Genomic DNA, 3,586 nt, shown 5'->3' with positions numbered 1-3,586 from the left:
TAACCCACTACAACTTGATGCACTACCTTCAAATCCTTCGCTAAGAGAGCAAGCGTCCTTGTAATCCTGATTGGTTGTGTTGTTCTTCTGGGTTGGTTCTTCAATATCCCAGCATTGAAGAGCATCCTGCCAATATGGGTGACGATGAAAGCGAACGCTGCCCTATGTTTTATTCTCAGTGGCAGTGCCCTATGGCAACTTTGTAAACGTACACGACGATCTGCTCGTTATGCCCAGATTTTTGCTGCAATCGTTTTGGGTATTGCGCTCCTGACTCTAATTCAATATGGCTTTGCAATAAATCTGGGAATTGACCAACTTCTGTTTCAAGAGTCAGCAACAGCTGTAGCAACTTCTGCTCCAGGGCGGATGGCTGTTAACACTGCCCTAAACTTTTTGTTGCTAGGGTCTGCTCTATTGCTATTAAGCAAGCCACGATCGTTTCAACCCGGTATCCAAACATTTACTGGCATTGCATTTTTGCTCTCCCTCCTGGGTTTGCTTGGCTACATCTATGGCATCCAAGAGTTTTATGGCTTTGGCTCATACACCAAGATGGCAGTTCATACGGCGATCGCGTTCATCCTTCTATGCGCTGGCATCTTTTGCCTGCATCCAGATCAAGGAATTATGAGCATGATTACCAGTCAGCATGCGGGCGGTATCATGGCAAGGCGGTTGCTTCTTACTGCCATTGGAATCCCCCCCCTCTTGAGTGGAATCATTCTAGTGGGCTATCGTGCTCAACTGTATAGCAGTGAAGTGGGTTTATCACTCTCTGCCGTGCTGACCATCATCGTGTTTGCGGTTGTGATCTGGGTGAATGCGAGAGCATTAGGCGAAATAGATATTCGACGGCAGCAGGCAGAAGAACAGCGCAAGAGTGAAGCACGATTTTGCTCTCTCACCACTGCAACGTCTCAAATTGTTTGGACAACTGCTTCAGATGGGCGGGTATTAGAAGATTCTCCCAGTTGGAGAGCGTATACCGGACAAACCTTTGAAGAGTACCGGAACTTTGGCTGGTTGAACGCGGTTCATCCCCATGATCGAGAACAGGCTGCTCAACGATGGTCACAGGCTGTTGAAGCAAAGAGCTTATATGAAGCTGAATATCGTCTTCGATCAGTGGAAGGGCATTATCGATATTTCTGGGTACGCGGAGTTCCGGTGCCCGCAAAAAATGGCAGTATTCATGAGTGGATCGGAACCTGTACTGATATTTACGATCGCAAACAAACCGAAGCGGCACTGCAAGAGCAAACCAACCTGCTGCAGCTCATCCTCGATTCAATGAGTGACGGGATTGTTGTTGCCAACGAGCAAGGACAGTTTCTGGTCTTCAACCCAGCGGCCGAGCAAATGTTTGGCAATGGAGCAACTGCCACCAGCAAGGATGAATGGTCGCAGCAATATGGTGTGTTCCTGCCCGATCGGGTAACGCCCTTTCCGGCAGATGAACTGCCTCTAGTACGGGCAATCCGGGGTGAGGAGCCGAAAGATGTTGAATTCTTTGTTCGCCATGCCCAGGCACCCCAGGGTCGGTGGGTACTTGCTAATGCCAGACCGTTGAGAGATGAGTCTGGTCAGTTAAAAGGCGGTGTAGTGGTTTGCCGTGATGTCAGCGATCGCAAACAAGCAGAGAATGCCCTCAGACAAAGTGAAGAACGATATCGCTCTCTGATAAGCGCAACTTCCCAAATTGTTTGGATGGCAGATGTAGAAGGGCGCATTGCACCTAATCCCGCCTGGAGAGCTTTTACCGGACAGACTGAAGCTGAGTTTGCTGGCTTCGGTTGGTTAGATGCCATTCATCCGGATGACCGAGAACGAACGATTCAGGTTTGGATGCAGTCCGTACAGACAAAGAGTTTGTATGAAACCGAATATCGCATCCGGGCAGCGGATGGAAACTACCGCTATTTTTTGATCCGGGGCGTTCCGGTTCTGAATCAAGATGGCAGCATCCGTGAATGGGTGGGTACCTGCACTGATATCCACGATCGCAAACAAGCAGAAGCTGCGCTCAAGGAGCGGGAAGAACAGTTACGGCAATTTATAGAACACACGCCGATTGCAGTCGTTATGTTTGATCAGGAAATGCGCTACCTGATTGCCAGTCGGCAATGGCTGCAAGACTATAACCTGCAAGCTGAAGACATTGTCGGACGCTCTCACTATGAAATCTTTCCTGAAATTACCGATGAGTGGAGGCAAATCCATCAACGTTGTTTAAGTGGTGTAGTAGAAAGGCGCGAAGAAGACCCATTCCCCCGGACTGATGGCTCATTAGACTGGGTGCGATGGGCAATCCACCCCTGGTATAGAGAAGGAGACGTGGGTGGCGTCATCATGTTTACCGAGATTATTACCGAACGGAAGCAAGCAGAGCAGAAGCTCCGCCAGACGCTAGACATGCTGGATCTAGCCAGCGACAGTATCATCATTCGGGATATGAGCGATCGAATCGTGTACTGGAATCAGGGCGCGGAGAACCTCTACGGTTGGACGAAAGCAGAAGTCATTGGTGAGTATATTCATACGTTCTTACAAACCACTTTTCCAAAGCCGTTAGAAGAAGTTCTAGCAGAGTTTTTAGAGCAGGGAAGCTGGGAAGGCGAACTACAGCATATCACTTGTGACGGACAGCCCATTATTGTGGCAAGCCGTTGGACGCTGCAACGCGATGCCGCTGGGCAACCCTTTGCCCAATTAGAAATCAATAGTGACATCACTCAACGCAAAGAAGCAGAAATTGCTCTACGCCAAAGTGAAGAACGCCTTCAAGCGATTCTCGATAATTCGCCTGCGGTCTTCTACATGAAAGATCCTCAAGGACAATTCATTACCGTCAATCGTCAATTTGAATCCCTGTTTCATCGCAGTAAAGCTGAGATCGTTGGCAAGCGAAATTGCGATCTGTTTGATTCAGAACTAGCAGATATTTTTGATGCCAACGACCAGAAGGTGTTGGAAGCAGGAACCGCAATGCAATGGGAGGAAGTTGCCCCACATGATGACGGGCTGCATACCTATCTATCTCTCAAATTTCCACTTCTAGCTCCCGACGGTTCTCCCTATGCGATTTGCGGTATTTCAACTGACATTACAGAGCGCAAACAAGCGGAGATCGCACTTGAACAAACTAAAGAAGCAGCGGAGGCGGCGAATCGGGCAAAAAGTGAATTCCTGGCGAACATGAGCCACGAGCTGCGGACTCCGCTTAATGGGGTCATCGGCTATGCCCAAATTCTTCAACGTGCCAAAAGTCTGAATGAAGAAGATCGATCGCGGGTTGAGGTGATTCACCAGTGCGGCTCGCATTTGCTGACCTTAATCAATGACATTCTGGATCTGTCAAAAATTGAAGCGCGGAAGACGGAATTGTTGCCCACCGATTTTCACCTCCCGGCATTTCTGCAAGGGGTGGCTGAGATGTGCCGCATTCGCGCTGAACTGAAGGGGATTCAATTTCGGTATGAATCGGCTCCTGAACTGCCGCTCGGTATCCGGGCTGATGAAAAACGCCTGCGGCAAGTCTTGATCAACCTGTTGAGTAATGCCATTAAATTTACCGATGCAGGCA

Annotated in this window: 1 protein-coding gene; it reads left to right on the top strand. The window is 49.1% G+C overall.

Features of this window, described 5'->3' with window-relative positions:
- Nucleotides 1-144 precede the first annotated feature (144 nt).
- The coding region (locus H6F80_RS04575; protein WP_190790426.1) for a PAS domain-containing protein at nucleotides 145-3,586 on the top strand (3,442 nt) is incomplete at its 3' end.

It is taken from the genome of Leptolyngbya sp. FACHB-711 (assembly GCF_014695615.1).
Classification (GTDB): Bacteria; Cyanobacteriota; Cyanobacteriia; order Elainellales; family Elainellaceae; genus Leptolyngbya_A.
The sequence above is the reverse complement of the archived record's forward strand: the minus strand, read 5'-3'. Positions and strand labels throughout refer to the sequence as shown.